The sequence below is a fragment of the Nocardia beijingensis NBRC 16342 genome, from assembly GCF_001612785.1.
In the GTDB taxonomy this organism is placed as follows: Bacteria; Actinomycetota; Actinomycetes; order Mycobacteriales; family Mycobacteriaceae; genus Nocardia; species Nocardia beijingensis.
The window spans coordinates 47,390-67,170 of the sequence record NZ_BDBC01000031.1; the positions used below are offsets into that span (position 1 = coordinate 47,390).

A 19,781-nucleotide genomic window follows, 5' to 3' on the forward strand; every position below is an offset into this window, starting at 1 on the left:
GCGACGGTGGCACGACTGCGAATCGAAGCGGTGTCCAAGCGCTTCGGCGCCGCCCACGCGGTGCGCGAGGTGAGCCTCGACATCGCCGACGGCGAGTTCATGGTGCTGCTCGGCCCGAGCGGCTGCGGCAAATCCACACTGCTGCGGATGATCGCCGGTCTGGAGGATCCCTCCGACGGCCGGATCCTGCTGGACGACAGAGACATCACGCATCAGGCGCCGCAGCAGCGCGACTTGGCGATGGTGTTCCAGAGCTATGCGCTCTACCCGCACCTGACCGTCGCCGAGAACATCGGATTCCCGCTGCGCGCCCGGCACGCACCGCGGGCGAGGATCGCCGAGCGGGTGGCGGAGGTCGCCGGGGTGCTCGGACTCACCGAGCTGCTGCGCCGCCGACCGTCCGCGCTGTCGGGCGGGCAGCGCCAGCGCGTCGCGCTGGCCCGCGCCATGGTGCGCGACCCCGGCGCGTTCCTGATGGACGAACCACTGTCGAACCTGGACGCGAAGCTGCGCAGCGCGACCCGCGCCGAACTGATCGGGCTGCATCAGCGGCTGGGTGCGACGTTCCTGTACGTAACCCACGACCAGGTCGAAGCGATGACGATGGCCGACCGGATCGCCTTGCTCAACGACGGCCGGGTGGAGCAGGTGGGCACGCCGACCGAGCTCTACGACCGTCCCCGGTCGACTTTCGTCGCCGGATTCCTCGGCGCGCCGCCGATGAACCTGTTTCCCGCCGTCGTCACCGAGCGCGACGGTTCGCTGCGCGTGGTGGCCGACGGCATCGACATCGAATTGGGCATCGACGCAGCGAATTTCGATGACGACGTGGAAGTGGTCGCGGGCATCCGCCCGGAACAGCTGCGCCTGGATCGGACCGGCGCCGACATCCGCGGCCGCGTGACGATGGTGGAGAACCTCGGCAGCGAGGAACTGATCCACTTCACCACCGGTGATCGGATCCTGTGCGTCCGAGCGCCGCGACCCGCGGGCGTCGCGGTCGACGACGATATCGCGTTGCGGGCCGACCCGGCCCACATCCACCTGTTCCATGCCGGCTCCGGGCTGCGCCTGACCTGGCAGGAGACGCGCCGGGACGCCACCGTCGACAGCGCGGGCGAACCCGTCGCCGTCGCCTGAACCTCGAACACCCCTACTCGATGAGGAGAAACACCGTGAAACGCACCGCGCCCATTCTGGGCCTGGTGTTCGCAACCACCGTCGCGCTCAGCGCTTGCGGCGGACTCGGGAGCACCACCACCGACTCGAACGCCGACAGCGCGCAGATCCCGGAGCTGAAGCCGGACCAGCAGGTGTCGATCGTGTTCGAGTCCTACAACTACGGACTCGCCGGGGCCTGGACCGACACCTTCAACTCCTTGATCGCCGACTTCCGCAAGAAGTTCCCGAACATCACGGTGACCGCGCAGAAGCCGCAGGGCAACAGCCCGAACCCGGCCACCGACACCATTTCCAGCATCCAGAACCAGATGGTCGCGGGCTCGCCGCCGGACGTCGCCCAGCTCGGTTTCAGCGACCTGGACTTCACCATCCACCAGCTCGGCGCCAAGCCCCTGGACACTTTGGTCGGCAAACAGGAAGTGCAGCACAACTTCGACGGAGCGAAGCATCCCTTCGCGCCGAAGGCCCGCACGCTGGCCGACTGGGACGGCCACACCTATGGCGTGCCGTTCGTGTTCTCCACGCCCGTGCTGTATTACAACGCCTCGCTGTTCACCGAAGCGGGCTTGGATCCGGCGCATCCGCCGGCCACCTGGCAGCAGGTCGCCGAGGCCGCGACGGCGATCACCGGCAAGACCGGTAAGGGCGGCGTCTATGTCGACTGCCTGACCAAGACCGCCAAGGACTGGTGCTTCCAGTCGATGGTGCGGTCCAACGGCGGCCGGGTGATCTCCGAGGACCGCACCAAGCTGACCTTCGCCGACGCCCCCGCGGTGGAGGTCGCCGCCATGAGCCAGCAGCTGGTCAACTCCGGCGGCATGCCGAAGCTCAACCAGAAGCAGGGCTACGAGGCTTTCGCCCGCGGTGAGATCGGCATGATCCTGGAGACCAGCGCGATCCAGGGCACCTTCGTCACCGGCGCGAAGGACAAGTGGGATCTGCGCTCGGCGTCGATGCCCAGCTTCGCGGGCAAGCCCGCCGTGCCGACGAATTCCGGCGCCTCGCTGCACATCCTGGCCAACGACCCGGCCAAGCAGCGCGCCGCCTGGGAGCTGATCAAGTTCCTCACCAGCGAATCCGCCTACACCAAGATCTCGCAGGGCATCGGCTACCTGCCGCTGCGCACCGGCCTGATGGACGACCCGGAGGGGCTGCAGGCCTGGGCGAAGCAGAATCCGCTGCTGGGACCGAATGTCGCGCAGCTGGCGAACATGGAACCGTGGATCTCCATGCCCGGCACCAACTATCTGCAGATCCGCGATGGCATGATGGACGCCGTCGAGGCGATCGTATTCCAGGGCAAGGAGCCGCAGTCCACCCTCACCGCCGCTCGTGACCAGGGCGCCAAACTCCTGCCTGCGTCATGAGCGAGGTGACGATCGTCCAGCTGACCGACACCCACATCCGGCCCGGCGGGGAACTGGTGCACGGGATGGTGGACACCTACGCCAACCTCACCCACGTGCTGCAACAACTGCGTGCCTCGCGGCAGCGCATCGACGCGCTGGTGCTCTCGGGGGATCTGACCGACACCGGCTCGCCAGAGGCCTACCGGCGGCTGCGCGGCGCGGTCGAGCCGGTGGCCCAAGAACTCGGCGCGCGGACGGTGTACGTCATGGGCAACCACGACGAGCGCACCGCCTTCGCCACCGAACTGCTCGGGGCCGACCCCGCCGCGCTGGACCCGGACACCACGCACGACCAGGTGGCCGACGTGGCGGGTCTGCGGGTGATCGCGCTCGACAGCACGACGCCGCGACGGCACGACGGGCGGCTCGAGGAGCACCAGCTGGACTGGCTGGCCGCGCAGCTGCGCGAACCTGCGCCGCGCGGCACACTGCTGGTGCTGCACCACCCGCCGATCCCCTCGCCGGTCGCGGCCACCGAATACCTGCGGCTGGAGCGGCCGGAACTGCTGGCCGAGGTGCTGGCCGGATCGGACGTGCGGCTGATCGTCTGCGGGCACAACCATCTCACCGGCGCGGCGGCGCTGGCGGGCATCCCGGTCTGGATCGGTCCCGCGCTGGCCTACCGGATCGACACGATCGCCCCGGTCGGACGTCATCGAGGACTGATCGGATTCGGCTACAGCCGCATCGATCTGTTCGGGTCCACCATGGTCGCCACGGCGATCGAGGCGACACCCGCCGAGATCCTCTACGACCGGCCCGAACAGGACGTGCTCGAGCAGCTCGCCGCGCTCGCCGCGGAGGCCGGGTAACTCGATGTTCGTCGTCGAATCCTCGCTCCCGGTCACGGAAGCGGCCGAAACGGTCGCGCCCGCGCATCGCCCCGCCCGGTTCCGCCGGGCGGGGCGCTTCGCCGTGCCGTACCTGTATCTGGCGCCCGCGCTGGTGCTGCTGGTCGTGTGGATCTACCGGCCGCTGGTCCAGGCGGTCGAGTTGTCCACGTATTCGTGGAATCTGCTGCCGAGCTCGCCGATGAAGCCGGTCGGCACCGGCAATTACGAACGGCTGCTGCATCTTCCGGCCTTCTGGGACTCGGTGGGCCGCACCGGCGTACTGATCGCGGGCATGCTGCCGTTCACCGTGGTGCTCCCGCTGCTCATCGCGCTGGCCAGCCGGCGGGTGCACGGACGGGCGCGGACGGTCTACCACGCGTTCGTCTTCGTGCCGTTCCTCGTCGCGCCGGTCGCGGCGGCGGCGGTGTGGCGCTGGCTGCTGCATCCCGGCAGCGGCTTCGTCGATCAGGTGCTGCGCTCGGATCGCAACTGGGTCTACGACGTGGGCACCGCGCACGGGGTGATTATCGTGATCACCGGATGGCAGTTGCTCGGCTTCGCCGTGCTGGTGATCTGGGCCGGGCTGGCGGGCATCAGCGGTGACTACGACGAGGCCGCCCGGGTGGACGGCGCGAGCGCACGGCAGATCCGCCGGTGGATCACCTTGCCCCTGCTGTCGCCCACGCTGCTGTTCCTCGTGCTGACCACGGTTCTGCTCAGTCCCACGCTGACCTTCCCGCTCATCGACTCGATGACCCAAGGCGGTCCGGCGCAAGCGACCACCAACATCTACTACCTGCTGTGGGACTACGCCTTCCACAGCTTCGACGCCGGACTCAGCGCCGCCGCCGGTGTGCTGCTGTTCGCCGGGTTCGGCGTGATCGCGGGAGTGCTGGTGTGGGTCTCGGAAAAGGTTGCCTTCCATGACGATTGACCGATTGCGCAGCGCGGGAAGCCATCTGCTGCTCGCCGCGACCGCGGTGCTGTGCGCGTTCCCGATCTACTGGCTGTTCGCCACGTCGCTGCGGCGGCCGGAGGACGTCACCTCCCTGTCGCCGATCCCTTGGCCGATTTCGTTCGCCAACTATGCCGACGCGGCCGACAAAGTCGACGTGGTGGGCCTGATCGGCAACACGTTCTTCGTCGCGGCGCTCTCGGCGGCGGGACAGCTGCTGATCGCCTTGCTGGCCTCCTATGCGTTCGCGATGTACACCTTCCCGCTCCAGAAGCTGCTGTATCTGGCGTTCGTCGGCACCTGGCTGGTGCCGTTCCAGGTGACGATGCTGCCGAACTACGTTTTGCTGACCCGGCTCGGGCTGATCAATTCCCTGATCGGTGTGGTGCTGCCGACGTTGTGCTCAGCGCTCGCGGTGCTGCTGCTGCGCCAGCACATGGCGAGTTTCCCGAAGGAGCTGGTGGCGGCGGCGAAGATCGACGGCCGCTCCTCCTGGTCGATCCTGTGGACGGTGGTCGTGCCGAATCTGCGCCCCGCTCTGGCGGCCCTGGGAATCCTACTGTTCATCAACGCGTGGAACGAATACTTCTGGCCCGCGGTGGTGCTGCGCCAGTCCAACAGCGTGCTCCAACTGGGTCTGCGCAGTTTCATGGGCACCGAAGGCGACCAGTGGGGTCCGATGATGGCGCTGGCCAGCCTCGCGTGCCTGCCAGTGTTGCTGATGTACCTACTGCTGCAACGGCACATCGTCAACGCGTTCGTGCGGTCGGGGTTGAAATAGATCGTCGAGGGGGTTTTCGAGGTCGGATGACTTCGAGAACCCCGCTCGGCGATGCCGCCATCGACCGGGTATTCCCATCATCCGGACGGCCCTGCTGGTGGTGGTCGCCGATCAACGCCGCGGCCGGGGAGTCGATGTGTTCGCGCCGAGCTGGCCGACGGCCATGACACCGCCTCCGATCGCGAAGATCGCGAACTCGGTCCCGGGTTCCGCGTTGTGCTGGAAGAGCGCCGACATGAAGAGCGCGAAACCGACGGCAGCGATCGCCCCGCCGATCCAGATGCACGCTTTCGCCCAAGCAGGGGCTCTCGAGAGGTCATCAGGGCGGGGAACGTCGATGTTGGTGTTGGTGCTGATGTAGTCGCGCCCGACCACCTGGCCCCGGTTGTTCACCACGACCTGACCGCCCTGTTCGAGCTGCGCCACCACACTCGGTGCGTCCTGCTGATCCAGCCGAGCGCGTATCTCGGACAGTTCCCGGGCGAATTGCTCGTCGATCAGGGCTTCGCGCTCGATCGCAGTGGCGACGCGGCGGCGCGCCTGGATGCTGTCCGGGTTCTGGGAAAGGATCTCGACGGGCTGACGTCCGAGTCTCCGCGTCACCGTCGCGGTCAGGGCACTGAACGCCTGGTCCAGTTGGGTGTTCACCCACCTTCCGCTCGCTCCCCCAACCGCTGCGGCCAAATAAGCGGCAATCGCCATTCCGTCGATCATGCTCGCCTCCTCCTGCGCCCACCGAGCAGCACAATGGTCTCATCGAACGAGCGGCCGTGTTCGTTTCTCACGCAACGGAGGCCGGCAGAGGCGCCGCCGTCGGACGCGGGCCGTCACCGCGTCCGACGCCGGCGGCTTCATGAGGCGACGCGCGACACCGTGGTGAGGGTCCCGATGAGGGCGGTGTCGTGATCCGCGGCGCGGAATCGGGGGTGATCGAGGATGTCGTGCAGGAATTCGGCCGTGGTAGCCACGCCTCTGCCGCGGATCCTGGTCTCGGCCAGTGCCCGTCGCATCCGTGCGATGGCCGACGCTCGGTCGGGCGCCCAGACGATGATCTTGGCCAGCAGCGAATCATAGTGCGGCGGAATGGCGTAGCCGGGTGCGACGTGCGTGTCGATCCGGACGAAAGGTCCGCCGGGAAACGAGCATTCGGTGAGCGTGCCGGGAGTCGGAGCGAATTCACGCTGCGGATCCTCGGCGTTGATCCGGCATTCGATGGACACACCGCGCGGTGTGGCGACGTCGGCGGGCAACGCCAGAGCATGACCGGAGGCGATGCGCAGTTGCTCGGCGACGAGGTCGATGCCGGTGACCATCTCGGTGACCGGGTGCTCGACCTGCAGACGGCAGTTGACCTCCATGAAATAGAAGTCGCCCTGGCGGTCCAGCAGGAATTCGAAGGTTCCCGCGCCGACGTAGCCGACGGCTTCGGCGCCGCGGACGGCCGCCGCCCCGATCCGATCGACGAGTTCCTCGGAAAGCCCCGGTGCGGGCGACTCCTCGACGAGCTTCTGGTGCCGCCGCTGCAACGAGCAGTCCCTGGCGCCGAGATGCCGCACCGTGCCGTGCTGATCGGCGAGGATCTGGACTTCGATGTGCCGCGCGGAGTCGAGGTAGCGCTCCACGTACAAGCGGCCGTCGCCGAACACAGCGGTGGCGCCGGCGCGGGTCTCCTGCCAGGCCGCGGCGAAGTCCGCGGAGTCGCGCACGACCCGCATCCCGCGGCCGCCGCCGCCCGCCACCGCTTTGATGATCACCGGGTAGCCGATGTCGTCGGCGAGCGCGTGCGCCTCGTCCACCGTGTCGAGCGGGTCTCGGCTGCCCGGCAGCAGCGGCAGCCCCGCCGCGGCCATCAGCGACCGCGCCGTCGACTTGTCGCCGAGATCGGCCATGATCGCGGCCGGCGTGCCGACGAACACGAGTCCCTCTGCCTCGCACACCTCGGCGAAATCCGGGTCCTCGGACAGGAATCCGTATCCGGGGTGGATGGCGTCGGCTCCAGTGGCCCTTGCTGCTTCGATGATCGCGGGAATGTAGGAGTAGCTGCGCTTGGCGGGCCCGGGTCCGATCCGGAACACCTGGTCGGCCAACCGGACGGCGGCCGAGTCGGCGTCGGCCGCGGAATACACCGCGACGGTGGCGATCCCGAGCTCGGCGCAGGTGCGGATGACCCGCACGGCGATCTCGCCGCGGTTGGCGACGAGCACCTTGCGGATCGGCCGCACCGTCATCGGACCACCTCGAGCACCAGCAGCGGCGCCCCGTGCTCGACCGCTTCCCCGTTCTCCACGAGGAATTCCGCCACCCTGCCCTCCCTGGTCGCGGTCACCGGGATCATCAGCTTCATCGCCTCTACGATGCCCACCTGCTGACCGGCTCGCACCGGGTCGCCCTCGGCGACGAACGGCGCCGCACCGGGTTCCGGGGCGCGATAGAACACGCCGACGGTCTCTGCGGTGAGTGTGAAAGTGGTCTCTTTCGAATGGGTTTCGTTTGTAGCGGGCTCAGCGGGGACCGGGGTGTCCGCCGTCGGCGCGACGGCGATCGGTCCGCTGGTCCCGTTGTGCCCGTCCCAGCTGATCCGCAGCACCAGCGGGCCGTTGGCGACGGTCACCGAGGTCGGCGCGGTCTCGGCCCGCACCGACAGCGCGTGCCGGGACAGCACGGCCAGCGCCTGGTCGGCGTCGACCGGATTCAGCGCGCGGGCCGCCTGCTCGGTGGTCACGGACTCGGTCATCACTTCTCCTGATCGTTCGTGGACAGTCCGAAGACACGGAAACGGTGGTGGCGCCGGTCGAGCAGTTGCGCGGGCTGCAAGCGCGCCAAGTCGGCGACGACGTGGCGCAGCGCCCGGCGCAGGGCGGCGGCCGCGGCGGCGGGATCTCGGTGCGCGCCGCCCTGCGGCTCGGGCAGCACGCCGTCCGCGACACCGAGCTCGACCAAGGACGTCGAGTCCACCCGCAGCGCGGCGGCGGCGCGGGGTGCGGCGGCGGCGTCCTTCCACAGGATCGAGGCGCACCCTTCCGGGCTGATCACCGAGTAGACGGCGTTCTCGCAGACGATCACGCGATCGGCCACCGCCAATGCCAGCGCTCCCCCGCTGCCACCCTCGCCGGTGACCACCGTGACCACCGGAACCGGCAGTCCGGCCAGCAGTTTCAGCGATTCCGCGATGGCGACGGCCTGCCCTTGTTCCTCGGCGGTCACGCCGGGGTAGGCGCCCGCGGTGTCGACCAGGGTGATCACCGGAATGCCCAGTTTGGCGGCCAGTCGCAGCGCGCGGGCCGATTTCCGATATCCGGCGGGTGTCGGCATCCCGTAATTGCGCTGCGCCAATTCGGTTGCGGTGTGGCCTTTTTGGGTGCCGATCACTACGACCGGAGCGCCGTCGAGGCGGGCCAGCGCGGTGATCATGGCCGGGCAGTCGGCCGACAGACGGTCGCCGTGCAGTTCGACGAATTCGTCGAACGACGCGGCCAGGTAGTCCAGCGTGGTCGGTCTGGCGAGTTCGCGCGCGGCCCGCACGCTCTGCCAGGCGTCGCGCGGAGCGAGCCGGTCCGGGGCGCTGCGGACCGGATCCGCGTCGACGGGTGGCTCGATGGGGCGCGAGCTGTCGGCGGCGAGCGTGAGCAGGCGGGCCAGCCGGTCGCGCAGGGCCGAGCGGTGGCAGATCATGTCCACCACACCGTGTTCGAGCAGGAATTCCGCGGTCTGGAAGCCTGCGGGCAGCGTCTCGCCGATGGTCTGCTGGATCACCCGCGGCCCGGCGAAGCCGAGGCGCGCGCCGGGTTCGGCGATGATGATGTCGGTGGACGTGGCGTAGGAGGCCGCCACGCCCCCGTAGGTGGGATCGGTGATCACCGAGATGGTCAGTACGCCCGCGTCGTCGAGTTCGCGCAACGCCTGGCTGGTCTTGGCCATCTGCATCAGCGCGAGGATGCCCTCCTGCATGCGGGCGCCGCCGGACGCGGTGACCAGCACCAGCGGCACCCGCGCCGCGAGCGCGGTCTCGGCCGCGCCGGTGACCGCTTCGCCGACCGCGCTGCCGAGACTGCCGCCGAGGAAGCGGAAGTCCATGACCGCCAGCACCACCGGCGCGCCACCGATCGTGCCGCGCACGCACCGGATGGCGTCGGGCAGCCCGGTGCGCCGGCTCGCCTCGGCGTGCCGCTCGGGGTAGGGCCGGGAATCGGTGAAGCCGAGTGGATCGATCGCGGTGTCGGACGGCTCGAGGTCCAGCGCCGATCCGGGGTCGAGGAGCGCCTCGATGCGCTGGTCCGCGGTCAGCATGCCGTGCCCGTCGCAATCCGGGCAGACCCGGCCCGCGCGCTCGTAGCGTTTGGCGTAGAGCATGGCGGCGCACGACGGGCACACCATCCAGGAGGTCCGGGTGTCCGGACCGGTTTCCAGCGTGGTCATCGTTCCTCCCTCGGTCGGGGTACGAAGCGGGCGCAGTCGGCGGGTAGCCGCACGCCCGCGGTGCGCAGCTGGGCGACCCGGGTGAGGTAGGCCGCGCCCAGCATCATCTGGTCGGCGATGTCGGCGACGTGCCGGTTGCGCAATGCCGCCAGATAACTTCCGGCGGCCCAGTTGTTGAACCCGCCCATCGCGGGCCCGCACCAGATCTGGTAATCGGCGACGCGGCCGGCCTCGCCGCGAATGCTCCACCCCGAAGACAGCCCCAGATACCACCGGAACACCAGGGCCATCTTGCGTTTCGGGTCCGCGTCCGCGCCGGCCAGCTGGACTGGATCGCGTTCGGTGAAGTAGGTGACGCAGTCCGCCCATACGGCGTCCAGGGGCCGCTGGAACAGCGTGGTCTCGAGATCGCGGCGCAGCTCGGCCGGGATCGCGTCGATGCCGTCGTAGGCGCGGTAGGTGTCGTAGAGGCGCTGGGCGCGGGTGGCGAACATGGTGCCCCTGCGCAGCACCTGCACCTGAACGCCGAGCTCGAACATGTCCGAGGACGGCGCCATGGCGCAGTCGGCGAAATCCGCCTGGGTGAGCAGCTGTTTGGTGGCGTCGCACTGGGCTGCTTCCACGGTGGCCTGATTCACCGAACCGGTCACCACGTAGGCGGCGCCCAGCGCGAAGGCGGCGGCCGCGGCAGCGGGGGTGCCGATGCCGCCCGCCGCGCCGACGCGGACGGCCGCGGCGGCGGGCACCGTGCGGGCCAGTCGATCCCGTGCCGCGATGAGCTCGGGCAGCAGCACCAGCAGCGGTCTGCGGTCGGTGTGACCGCCGGAGTCGGCTTCGGCCGTGATGTCGTCGGCCATCGGCACCTGTTCGGCGAGCCGGGCCTGCTCCGGCGTCAGGTCGCCGGCTTCGACCAGGGCGCGCAGCAGCTGCGCCGGGGCCGGACGCAGGAACGGCTCGGCGACCTCCACGCGGGAGACCTTCGCGATCACGCGGTGGCGCACCTGCACGCGTCCGTGCCGGTCGAGGGCCAGCCCCGCCGCCCGGTAGCGCACGACCTCGCCGGTGAGGTCCATGAACGCCGACGCCTCCACGCAGCGAACCTGGTGCCGCAGGCAGGCGTCGACGATGGCGCGCTCCAGCGCGGGTTCGGAGGGACTGTGGATCAGGTTGCACGCGAACGGTTTCCCGACCAGCGTGCGTCTCAGCTCGGCCAGTGCCGCGTCCACCGCGGCCGGCGGCACGCCCGCCGCACCGTAGGAGGCGAGATATCCCGCCCGCGCCATCGCCGAAACCAAGGCGGGCGAGGCGATTCCGTTCGCCATCGCACCCGCCGCGTAGGCCGCCCGCACACCGTGAGCGGCGGCGAACCGCCGATCGCCCAGTTGCTCGGGCGGCAGCGGGGCCACCGCAGCGAGAACCTCGGCGTGCGCGGCGGTGCGCTCGTCGGAGGTCGCGCCCACCTGTCCGCCGTGGCGCACGATCCAGCACGGACGCGTCAGGTCGGACAGGACGGCGGTGATTCCGTCGGCGGTGTCCGCGAGGACACCGGCCGGAGACGTGGTCATCAGCGTTCCTCCCGCTCGACGAGTTCGACCGCGAGGTCGGTCAGCTCGTAGATGCGCAGCCCCGGCTTCCACAGCGAACCGTCGGCGACGACGGTGACGCCGTGCGGGCCGCGCTGGATCTCCTTGATGTGCGCTTCGAGTTCGACGGTGCCGTCGGTGGGCAGGAACTGCCCGCGGTAGCGCCAGCTGAACGTCCGGTCGGCGGGGATGCGGAAGACCGGATCGCCGATCGTGTCGGCGAATCCGGCGTCGAGCATCCACTCCTGGATCGCGTGGATCACCGATTCCACACCCAGCGAACCCGGGATCACCGGGTCGAGGTGGAAGTGCCGGGCGAAGTACCAGTCGGAGGGGTCTATCTCGCGCAGCGAGTGCAGATATCCGGCGTTGTACCTGCCGCCGCCGTCGACCACCTCGACCCGATCGATCAGCGCCAGGGTGCGCCGCGCGCAGAGGCGGGCGGCCGGGTCGGCGCGGCGGGCGGCGACGTCGATGGCGCGCACCCGCGCACCCGGGTTCTCCGCGAGCCAGGTGGGCGCGGGGCGGCCCGCGTCGAGTCCGGTCTGGTTGGCCAAGGCCTCGTCGCTGAAGTAGCCGAACATGGTCTCGCCGGTGTAGAACGGTTCGCCGTCCATGCTGAGCGTGTAGTCGAAGGTCTGCAGCGACGAGCCGGGCAGGATGGTGGTGGACAGCAGCCGGGAGGACTGGCGGATCGTCTTGTCCCGTAGGTCGATCTGCCGCAGCACGGTGGCGGTGCCGCCCAGGTTGCGCAGGCTCAGGGTGGTGCAGGGCTGGGTGAGCGTGGGGCCCGCGTAGTAGCCCATCAGCAGCGCCGCCTGCAACGAGGTCTCCATGTAGACGAAGTGCGGCATGGAGTCGTTGGCGGTGTCGCCGTAGTACCAGGAGTCGGCGGGTGAGTCGTATTCGGTGGTGTAGGACGCGCCGTCCAGGTTCCCGCGCCTGCCGTCGAAGTCGAGCACCCGGTCGACCAGCAGCAGACCGCCGGTCGGCAACCGGGTCGCCCGCACGCCGGTGTACTCCGCGAACTCCGGCCCCATGGCGATCCCTTGATCACCACGGGCGAGGTGCGCCATGTGGAACTCGTTGAGCAGCAGGCTCTCCGAGACCTGGCCGGGGCCGACCCCGCTGCCCGGGCGCTCCACCACGGTGACCGTGACGTCGAGCGCCCCTTCCGCACCCGCCACGGCCACCGTGCCGGTGACGTGCGGCCGGGGCACCAGGTCGAGCGCCGTCACGGTGAGGGTGATGGCGCCGGACGCGACATCCGCAACCGTGCCCGCGCATTCGGCGACCAGGGAGCTGCCCGACAGCACCAGCGGCATACCGAGATACAGCGCGAACACTTCCGCGGCCTGAATCGCCGCCGCACGTGGGTCACCGTCGAACCGCGCTTCGACGCTGCCGTCGCCATGGCCTCCGTACAACTCGATGCGAGTCACCTCGGTGAGCGCGAGCCGGGTCGACCCGGCCAGCAGGGCCGCGACCACGCTGCCGGAGCGCCGGTACGCGGGTCCGAACACGTCGCAGAGGTCACCCTCGGCGAGCCGCAGCAGATCCGCGCGGTCCAGGCGGGTGCGGCCGGTGCGGGCCAGCGGTTTGAAGGCCGACTCGGCGGCGGTGAATTCGCCCCGGACACCGGACACCGGACTTGCCGCCTCGGCATGGATGCCTTCGTGACCCGCAGCCTCGGCCGTGACACCCGAACGGCGCAGCGTTCGCTGCCACACCGCACGCTGCATCGCCAGCTGCGCGCCCAACGCCGCCCGGTGCGCGGCGACGACGCCGGAGCGGATTTCGGCGAGCGGACCGGCCGCGCGCGCGGCGACTCCGTCGACATCAGCCGTCGGCGCTTCGAGAGATGTCCCGGTGACCGCGGGATCCGCTGTCGAGGGGCCGGTCGGAGGCTGCTCCGGGTGCCCGGCGTGCGGACTCACCTGCATGCCCGTGTCGTCGCGGTTCGGTCGATGCGACGACGCTCCGTCTGCGCTCTCCGGCCTCTGCGCGGACGCCGTCACCGAATCGAACGGAATGCCGTCGAACTCCAGGGTTGTCATGCCATCCACCGCCTCACCGAGGTCTGGAACTTCTCCGTCAGATCGGGTGTCGTCACCACCGTGACGTCCGAGAAACGTTGCAGTACAGTGCCGTCCGCCGTAGTGGCGGTGGCATCGATCCGAGCGTCCATACGACCGGCGCGCGGGTTGTCCACGGTGAGCAGGAACGGCTCGCCCGCGGGCAGGGGCAGGAAGTAGTCGATCCGCCCCGCGCCGAGCGGCAGACAGGCGCTGCCGAGCAGCCGGTGACCCAGCACCGGTGGTCCCTGCAGGATCAGGTCGGCCAGGACCGGGTCGTGCAGCCGCCCGGCGTAGGCACCGTCGGCCAAGGTGGCGGCGGGCAGTTCGCAGTCGAAGACGATCGCGTCGTCCGAGGCAGCCCGGACCCGGCGCAATCCCTGCAACGCGGGCGCGTGGAACTGGACGGCGTCGCGGTAGATGGTCGCCTCGCCGACCGGACCGTGCGGCACCTGCTGGTGCGGTGGCCGATCCGCCGCTTCGGCGAGCACGAGGGTCGCGCGGAAGTGGACGGCGTTCTCGCCGCGCACCGTCGCGCGCACCGTGGCGGCGCCCGCTTCCGGCGCGATCTCCAGTTCCAATTCCTCCAGCGGCCGATCGAAGACGATCCCCTTGAGGACTTGGAAGTCCTCGACGGCGACCACCATGCGGCCGGGCAGGGCGCGTTCGGCGAAGTTGATCATCGCGCCGAGCCCGAAGGTGGCGGGCAGCACGATGTGCTCGCCGATGCGGTGCGCCGCGATGATCGGGTCCGCGGTGATCCCGGTGATCGTCCGGCGGGCCCGCACCGTCGCGGCCACGGTCGCCGGGTCCGACAGTGACTTCGCCGGTCCGATGAGCACGACCGTGTCCGCCGAGCGCGCCGCGGTGAACTGCTCGGTGAACGCCGCCGCACCCACCTGCGGGTCGAGCAATTCGACTCCGCGGGTCCGGAAGTGTTCCCGCAAGGCGGAGGTCACCATGCCGCCGTCCCACGCGCCCCAGTCGATCGCGGTGACGTGGCAATTCGGCCGATGCGCCCGCCAGCTCACCGCGAATCGGGAGAGCGCCTCGTTCGCCGCCGCGTAGTCGGCCTGTCCGGCATTGCCGAACAGCCCGGCCACAGAGGTGAACAGCACCACGTGGCGCAGTTCGCCGACCGCGCTCAGCACCGAGGCCAGTCCGGCGATCTTGGGGTCGAGCGCCCGCGCGACCGATTCGGCGCTCTTGTCCGTGATCATGGAGTCGGCGAGCACTCCCGCTCCGTGCACGACGCCGGTGATCGCGTCCCGCCACGGCGCGAGCGCGGCGGCTACCGCCTGCTCGTCGGTGGCGTCGACCGCGAGGTACTCGGCGCGGGAGCCGAGAGCGGTCAGCGTCTCCCTGATCTCGCGGGTGGCGCGGACTCCGGATACCGCACGCTCGATATCGCGCGGCTTGGCGCCGGAACCGGCCAGCGCGCCTACCGCCGCCGCTTTGAGATCGGCGTCGGGAACCCCTGCCGCCCAATCGGGTTCCGCGGCCGGCTCGGAGCGCCCGAGCAGCACGAAACGCGCCTCGCTGCGAGCGGCCAGCGCCAGCACACAGGTCGCGGTGACGCCACGCGCGCCGCCGGTGACCAGCAGGACGTCCTGTGCGGTGAGCACGGTGGGATCCTGCTCCGTGCCCGTGCGCACCGGGAGGACGGTGCGCGCGGGCGCGTGCCCGCTCGGCACCGGAGTCCTTCGCTGCCGCGCGGCGTCGATGCCGACCTCGAGGGTGTCGCGGGCCGGATCGAACAGCTCGGCGGTCACCAGCTCCGCCAACTGCCGCGCGGAGCAGGCCGGATCGATATCGAGCGCCCGGCAGAACAGCTCCGGTTGTTCGGCGGCCAGGGTCTTCACCACACCGCCGATGCCGCCGAGCAGCGCGTGCTCGGGCCGCGCGCTGCCGAGGAAGCCGAGCGCGCCGTCCAGTCGCGTCACCGTCACGAAGGCCGCTCGGCCGGATCCGCCGCGCAGCAGTGGCACGGCGCGGCCTGCCAGCAGGATGCCCTCGGTCAGGCGGCGTTGCGCCGACGCCCAGTCGGCGGTGCCGCCGAGTAGGACCAGGCAGAGGTCGAGCGGCTCATCACCGAGTCCGTCCATCGAATCCGTTTGTCCTACAGTCCAACCCAGAGTGGTCAGCGCCGCCGCGATAGCCTCCGAGCCGGAGTCCGATTCGCCGTTCAGATCCACGAGCACCGCCCGTGCCCCGTCCCGGTAGGGCGCTACCGCCCGATCCGGCGCGGGCAGCGCGACCAGTTCGACGGCATGCCGCGACGTTCTCGCCGCGGCCTCAGCTTTTGGGTGGACATCACCTCCCGCCGCACCGGCGAGTTCCACCACGATCTGATCCAGCGTGCGAAGCGTGCCCAACTGTTCCGGGCCCAGGCTCGGTAGATTCGGAAAGCGTTCTTGCAAGGCGCCGATCACCTGCACCCGCTTGATGGAGTCCACCCCGAGGTCGGCTTCCAGATCCATCGACGGATCGATTATCTCGACCGGGTAACCCGTCTTCTCCGCGACCACCTCACGCAGCGCACGCCGCAACGCCTCATCCGACACCTGAGCGTCGGCGCCGTTCGCCGCCGGGGACGATCCGGCGTCCTGCGCGCCGAGCAGATCGGCGATCTGATCCAGCGTGCGAAGGGTGCCCAACTGCTCCGGACCCAGACTCGGCAACTGCGGAAAGCGTTCTTGGAGAGCCCCGATCACCTGCACCCGCTTGATCGAATCCACGCCCAGGTCGGCTTCCAGATCCATCGACGGATCCACCATCTCGACCGGATAACCGGTCTTCTCCGCGACCACCTCACGCAGCGCACGCCGCAACGCCTCACCGGACACCTGAGTATCGGTGCCCCCGTGCACGGTGCCGTTCGACGTCGCGGCCGGGACCTGCGCGCCGGTACCGCCGAGCAACTCGGCGATCTGATCCAATGTCCGCACGGTGCCCAACTGCTCCGGCCCGAGGTTCGGCAGCTGCGGGAATCGTTCCTGCAACGCGCCGATCACTTGCACCCGCTTGATCGAGTCCACCCCGAGGTCGGCTTCCAGATCCATCGACGGATCCACCATCTCGACCGGATAACCGGTCTTCTCCGCGACCACCTCACGCAGCGCGCCGCGTAACGCCGCGGCGGTCACCTGGCTCTCGGCCGCCGGAGCCGCGGGCGCGGCGTGGCCGTTCGTCGCCCTAGCCTGTGCCGCAACAGGTTCCGGTGCGCGGGCGGCGCGGTGCTCGTCCACGACCATGGCGGTGGCCAGCGGCCGTCGTACCGGCGCGGGTTCGATCGCCGCGCGCGTCGCGGGTGCGGACCGCGTGACCTGCGTCGAGGGCCGCGACACCGGAGCGAAGCCGCTCTCCAGCTCGACCAGCTGGGCGAGCACCTCGCTGGCTCGCGCGTGGCTGTGGCTGATCGCGACACCGTGTTCCTTGACCGCCTCGATGGCGCGGACGGTGGCGGCGTCGAGCCTGCCGTCGCCGAGCGCGCCCGCCAGGCCGCGGGCCATGTCCAGCTGGCCGTCCAGGAACTGGCGATGCGTTTGCAGGTGCTGGACGAGCGCGCTCTCGAGCGCGTCCGAACCGGTGTCGCCGGGTTGCGGTGTGGGGTGCACGGGTGTCTCCGTTGCTGCGGTGGAAGCGGTGGGCACGGCCCGCTGCTCGGCGGGCTGGTGATCGACCACGCTGTCGACCGGAGCGGGGGCCGCCGCGAGCACGCTGAGCCGGTATTCGGCCGCGAGCGCGGCGGCGTAGGACTTGCGCCGGGTGTCGGGCACGTATTCCGGCGCCGACATCGTCACCGTCATGGCGCGGCCGGAGACCGCGGCCTCCGGTGCGGGCACGGTGTGGCGGTTGATGCCGTGCAGGCCGAATCCGAGCACGGCCAGGCGCACCGCCGCGCGGGTCAGCGCGAGGTCGCTGTTGCCGATCGGGCCGGAGTCGGTGGCGATGACGACCACGTCGTCGCCGAGGGTGCGCCGCACCAGCGAGGTCAGCACCTGTTTCGGCCCGAACTCCACGAACACGGTGCAGCCCGCGTCGCGCATCGCGGTGAGCGCGGCCACGAATTCGACCGGCTTGCCGAGCTGTTCGGTCAGCACGGCCCGGTTGGCCGCCACGTCGTCGCCGTAGCGGACGCCGGGTGTGTTGGCGAAGACCGGCGCGTCCGGCGCGCCGATGTGCGCGTCGGCGACGGCGGTGGCGAACGCGGCGGTGGCGTGGGCGACATAGGGCGTGTGGAACGCACCGGACACCGGCAAAGCGCGCGTCGCCACGCCACGCTCGCCGCAGCGGGCGACGACGGCCGCGATCCCCTCGGCGCCACCGCCGACCACGACCTGGTCGGGCGCGTTGTGATTGCAGATCCAGACGTCCTCGACTCCGTCGAGCAGTTCCTCGGCGGTCTGCCGGGACGCGCCGAGCGCCACCATGGTGCCCGCCTCGACGCCCGGCTCGGGCGTCATGGCCACGCCGCGCGCCCGAGCCAGCGCGTGGAAATCGGCGGTGGTGAGCGCACCGGAGGCCCACAGCGCGGTCAACTCGCCGAAGCTGTGCCCGAGGTACCCGTCGGCGCGGAAACCGTAGTCCGACAGCGCGGTGAATTGCCCCGCGGACAGCGCGCCGATCGCAGGCTGGGCGAATTCCGTTCGGCGCAAGGTGTTCTCCTGCTCGGCCGCCACGTCGTCATCGAACGCGGGAGGCGGGAAGACCACCGAGGACAACCGCACCGGCGCGCCGGCGAACGCCTCGTTGGCCGCGTCGAACGCCGCGCCGACGGCCGGATTGTTCACCGCCGCGTCCAGTCCCATGTCGACGTACTGGCTGCCCTGTCCGGCGAACAGCGCGCCCGCCTTGCGATCGGGCAGGGCGGCGGCGCGGAAGTACACGCCCTCGGGGTGCTCCCAGTCCGTGGCGTCGGGGTTGCGGACCAGTTCGTCCACCGCGAGCGAACGCAGGTGCGCGGCGTTCTCCTCGTCCACCGAGACGAAACCGATGCGCGCGTGATCCTCCGGGATATCGCCCCCGTCGGATGGCGCGACGCTGCGCACCGCATCGATCAGCCCGGACACGTCGGGCGCGTGCCAGATGTGCGCCCCGGCGGTGCGGTGCAGCACCGGGTGCGCGGCGCGATCGGCGTCCGCCTCCTCCAGCACGACGTGGAAGTTGGTGCCGCCGAAACCGAATGCCGAAGCCGCCGCCCGGCGCACCGGGCGCTGCGGGTCGCGGATCCACGGACGTGTGCGGGTGTTCACGTAGTACGGCGCGTCGGGGGCGGCGATCTCGGCGTTGGGCGCGGAGACGTTGATGGTGCCGGGCAGCACCTTCTGGTGCAGCGCCAGCGCCAGTTTCATCACGCTCGCGGTACCCGCGGCGCCCTTGGTGTGCCCGATCTGCGACTTCACGCTGCCGAGGGCGGCGAAGGCCCGCTCCGGCGTCGCGTCGGTCAGCAGTTGCTTCAGCGCGGTGAGCTCGGTCTTGTCGCCGACGGGCGTACCGGTGGCGTGCGCTTCGATGAGGGCGACGTCGGCGGGCGAGATCTCGGCGTCGGCGTAGGCCCGGTCCAGCGCGACGCGCTGGCCGCCCGCGCGCGGGGCGTAGATGCTCTTGGCGCGGCCGTCGCTGGAGGAGCCCAGACCGCGGATGACGGCGTAGATCCGGTTGCCGTCGCGCCGCGCGTCCGCCAGTCTGCGCAGCGCGAGCATGGTGATGCCCTCGCCGAGCAGCGTGCCGTTGGCGTCGGCGGAGAAGGGACTGATCTGCCCGCTGGCCGACAGCGCGCCGACCTTGCTGAAGCACAGGTAGATGAAGATGGTGTTCTCGGTGTCCACGCCCCCGGTGATCATCATGTCCGCGCGGCCGTCTTGCAGTTCGGCGATAGCGGTGCGCAAGGCGGCCAGCGAGGCCGCGCACGCCGCGTCGACGGTGCAGTTGATGCCGCCGAGGCCGAGCCGGTTGGCCACCCGGCCCGCGGTGATGTTGGCCAGCAGGCCGGGGAACGAATTCGCCTCCCACGGAGCGAAAGCCGCGACGAAACGGTCCGCGATGGCGTCCGCGTCGGCGTCGGACAGACCGACCGAGCGCGCCGCCTCCTTCAGCACCGGCGTGGACAGCCGCGCGGCCAGCGGGTGCATGAGCGGCACCGGGCCGGTGGTGCCGAGGACGACCCCCGTGCGGCTCGGGTCGTACCAGGTCGAGTCCACCGCACCGGCGTCGCGCAGCAGGTCGCGCGCGACGCCCAGGCTGAGTGTCTGCATGGTGCTGGTGACTTCGAGCTGGTTGGGCGGAAGCCCGAATTCCAGGGGATCGAACTCGATGTCGGGCAGGAACGCGCCCCGGCGCGAGTAGGTCTTGTCCGGCGTGGCCGGGTCGGGATCGAAGTAGTCGTCCAGGCTCCAGCGCGACCCGGGTACCTCGGTGGTGCAGTCCACGCCGTCGACGATGTTCTGCCAGTACTCTCGATGGTTGTGGGCGTTGGGCAGCAGCCCGGACATCCCGACGATGGCGATCGGGTTGCGCGCCAGGCGTCTGTCGTCTGTCACGGAGA

General features: G+C 70.3%; 12 protein-coding genes. 5 read left to right on the top strand and 7 right to left on the bottom strand.

What is annotated here, in order from left to right:
- Positions 1–6 precede the first annotated feature (6 nt).
- The 5 genes from NB3_RS18660 to NB3_RS18680 are packed head-to-tail and all read left to right on the top strand — an operon-like array spanning position 7 to position 5,160.
- Positions 7–1,140 (top strand): ABC transporter ATP-binding protein, encoded by a 1,134-nt coding sequence (locus tag NB3_RS18660; protein ID WP_067804767.1) that lies wholly within the window; start codon positions 7–9, stop codon positions 1,138–1,140.
- 35 nt (positions 1,141–1,175) lie between these two features.
- Complete coding sequence (locus NB3_RS18665; protein ID WP_244891962.1) at positions 1,176–2,549, top strand: ABC transporter substrate-binding protein; 1,374 nt, start codon at positions 1,176–1,178, stop codon at positions 2,547–2,549.
- Entirely contained in the window at positions 2,546–3,403 is an 858-nt protein-coding gene (locus NB3_RS18670; RefSeq protein ID WP_067804782.1) for a metallophosphoesterase, read from the top strand. The genes NB3_RS18665 and NB3_RS18670 overlap by 4 nt, the downstream gene beginning before the upstream one ends.
- 4 nt (positions 3,404–3,407) lie before the next feature.
- Positions 3,408–4,358 (top strand): carbohydrate ABC transporter permease, encoded by a 951-nt coding sequence (locus NB3_RS18675; protein WP_084823469.1) that lies wholly within the window; start codon positions 3,408–3,410, stop codon positions 4,356–4,358.
- Positions 4,348–5,160, top strand: a complete 813-nt coding sequence (locus NB3_RS18680; RefSeq protein WP_067804785.1) for a carbohydrate ABC transporter permease — start codon at positions 4,348–4,350, stop codon at positions 5,158–5,160. Before NB3_RS18675 ends, NB3_RS18680 begins: the two co-directional genes overlap by 11 nt.
- A 111-nt stretch (positions 5,161–5,271) precedes the next feature.
- On the opposite strand, the gene NB3_RS18685 is transcribed toward NB3_RS18680, so the two are convergent.
- The 7 genes from NB3_RS18685 to NB3_RS18715 all read right to left on the bottom strand — a co-directional run bounded on the left by NB3_RS18685 (position 5,272) and on the right by NB3_RS18715 (position 19,776).
- On the bottom strand, positions 5,272–5,808 hold the full coding sequence (locus tag NB3_RS18685; protein ID WP_067804787.1) for a hypothetical protein: 537 nt from the start codon (positions 5,806–5,808) through the stop codon (positions 5,272–5,274).
- Positions 5,809–6,011: 203 nt separating this feature from the next.
- Positions 6,012–7,388 (bottom strand): acetyl-CoA carboxylase biotin carboxylase subunit, encoded by a 1,377-nt coding sequence (locus NB3_RS18690; RefSeq protein ID WP_067804790.1) that lies wholly within the window; start codon positions 7,386–7,388, stop codon positions 6,012–6,014.
- Positions 7,385–7,894, bottom strand: a complete 510-nt coding sequence (locus NB3_RS18695; protein WP_067804793.1) for an acetyl-CoA carboxylase biotin carboxyl carrier protein — start codon at positions 7,892–7,894, stop codon at positions 7,385–7,387. The genes NB3_RS18690 and NB3_RS18695 overlap by 4 nt, the downstream gene beginning before the upstream one ends.
- The gene (gene accD, locus NB3_RS18700; RefSeq protein WP_067804796.1) at positions 7,894–9,576 is read right to left on the bottom strand and encodes an acetyl-CoA carboxylase, carboxyltransferase subunit beta; all 1,683 of its coding nucleotides are present in this window, start codon (positions 9,574–9,576) and stop codon (positions 7,894–7,896) included. The genes NB3_RS18695 and accD overlap by 1 nt, the downstream gene beginning before the upstream one ends.
- The gene (locus NB3_RS18705; protein ID WP_067804800.1) at positions 9,573–11,141 is read right to left on the bottom strand and encodes a PfaD family polyunsaturated fatty acid/polyketide biosynthesis protein; all 1,569 of its coding nucleotides are present in this window, start codon (positions 11,139–11,141) and stop codon (positions 9,573–9,575) included. The genes accD and NB3_RS18705 overlap by 4 nt, the downstream gene beginning before the upstream one ends.
- Positions 11,141–13,216, bottom strand: a complete 2,076-nt coding sequence (locus tag NB3_RS18710; RefSeq protein WP_084823470.1) for a beta-hydroxydecanoyl-ACP dehydratase — start codon at positions 13,214–13,216, stop codon at positions 11,141–11,143. The genes NB3_RS18705 and NB3_RS18710 overlap by 1 nt, the downstream gene beginning before the upstream one ends.
- Positions 13,213–19,776 carry a type I polyketide synthase gene (locus NB3_RS18715; RefSeq protein ID WP_218020594.1) on the bottom strand — a complete coding sequence of 2,188 codons (6,564 nt, stop codon included), beginning with the start codon at positions 19,774–19,776 and terminating at the stop codon, positions 13,213–13,215. Before NB3_RS18715 ends, NB3_RS18710 begins: the two co-directional genes overlap by 4 nt.
- Positions 19,777–19,781: the final 5 nt, after the last annotated feature.